Annotated in this window: 2 protein-coding genes; both read right to left on the reverse strand. The window is 73.4% G+C overall.

Annotated elements, in window-relative coordinates:
- A partial coding sequence (locus AC08ON_RS18175; protein ID WP_476617445.1) for a glycerate kinase occupies positions 1-987 on the reverse strand: 987 nt, incomplete at its 3' end.
- Positions 988-1,012: 25 nt separating this feature from the next.
- Positions 1,013-1,741: adenosine deaminase family protein (locus AC08ON_RS18180; RefSeq protein ID WP_476617446.1), on the reverse strand; the 729-nt coding region annotated here is incomplete at its 5' end.

A 1,741-nucleotide genomic window follows, 5' to 3' on the forward strand; every position in this document is an offset into this window, starting at 1 on the left:
GTCAACCCGCCCAGCCACCAGGAGCACGGGCACCTCGGCGTCCCGCGCCAGCGCGAGGACTCCGCCGACCACCTTGCCGGACAACGAGGTTCGGTCGAACCTGCCCTCGCCGGTCACCACCCAGTCGGCGCCGGCAAGGGCCGCCGGCAGGCCCGCCGCCTGGATGATCGTCGGCAGGCCGGGGACCACCTCGGCTCCCCAGGCCGCGGCGAGGCCGTAGGCGGTGCCGCCGGCAGCCCCGGCTCCCGCGGCGTCGGGAGCACCACCCAACAGGTGGGCGAGCCGGCGCAGCCCCTCCTCCAGCCGGGTGATGTCCGCGGGTCCGGCACCCTTCTGCGGCCCGAATACGGCGGCGGCGCCGGCAGGGCCCAGCAGGGGCGCGTCGACGTCGACGAGACAGTACGCTCCCCCGGCCGGCGCCGGCCGCAACCCAGTCAGATCGATGTGCGCGAGCGACATGAGGGCGCCGCCGCCGACGGCCAACGGCCGGCCGGCCGCGTCGAGGAACCGGGCACCCAACGCGGCGAGGGCACCGGTACCACCGTCGGTCGAGGCGGAACCGCCCAAAGTGATGAGAACGCGGTCGACTCCGGCGTCGATCGCGGCGGCGACCAACTCGCCGAGGCCCACGGTCTGCGCGCCCAACGGATCGAGTTCCCGCATCAGCGGCAACCCGCTCGCCCTCGCCAGTTCGATCACCGCGGTGCCATCGGGCAGCGACAGCCATTCGGCGTCGTGGCCCCGCCCGTCCGGACCAGTCACCCGTGCCGGGTGCCGCTCCGACCCGGGTACGCCGACGGCGAAGACGTCGAGGGTGCCCTCGCCACCGTCGGCGATCGGTACTCCCACGACCTGATCGCGAGGCCGCTCGGAGCGCCAGCCCGCACCCAGCGCCGCGACCACCTCGGCCGCGGTCGCCGATCCCTTGAACGAGTCGGGTGCGAGGACCACCCGCGCGGGCCGGTGGGGGGACGGTACCCCCGTCATCGGAACGTCACCGGCCGTCGGAGCGTCACCGGCCGTCGAGACATCCCGCGTCGGCGAGCCACGCATCGATGCCGGCGAGGGCCGCCGTCCGCACCTCGATCGGCGCGGCTCCGGATTCCACCGAGCTGCGGGCGCAGGCGGCCAGTTCCTCGTCGGTCAGGCCCAGTGCCGATCGGCACAGCTCGTACTTCTCCAGACAGCTGGGCCCGAACAGCAGCGGGTCGTCGGCGTTGATCGAGCATCGCACCCCGGCCCGCAGCAGGGCCGGAAGCGGATGTTCGGCCATCGACGGGACGACCGAGAGCAGCAGGTTGGACGTCGGGCAGACATCGAGGCAGGTCCCTCGTTCGAGGAGGGTGTCGACGAGTCGGGGATCCTCCATGGCGCGGATACCGTGCTGGAGACGATCGGCATCCAGGGTCTCGATGGCGCCACGCACCGACGCGGGACCGTCGAGTTCCCCGGCGTGGGGGGTCGAGAGCAACCCGCCGTCGCGCGCGATCCGGAACGCCGCCATGAACGGCTCCGGCGGCCACCCGTTCTCGTCGTTGTGCAACCCTAGGCCAACGATGCCCCGATCGGCGTAACGCAGGGCCAACCGGGCCACGGAGACGGCCTGTTCAGGGGAGTCGAAGACCCGGTCGACGGCCGCCATCCAGCGGGCGGTCACCCCGTACCGCGCGCCGACCTGATCCGATCGGGCCAGCACCGTTTCCCAGGCGGCCTCCGCGCTCCCGAAGACGCCTAGCGGGAG

It is taken from the genome of Frankia sp. CoWAU3, from assembly GCF_977971855.1.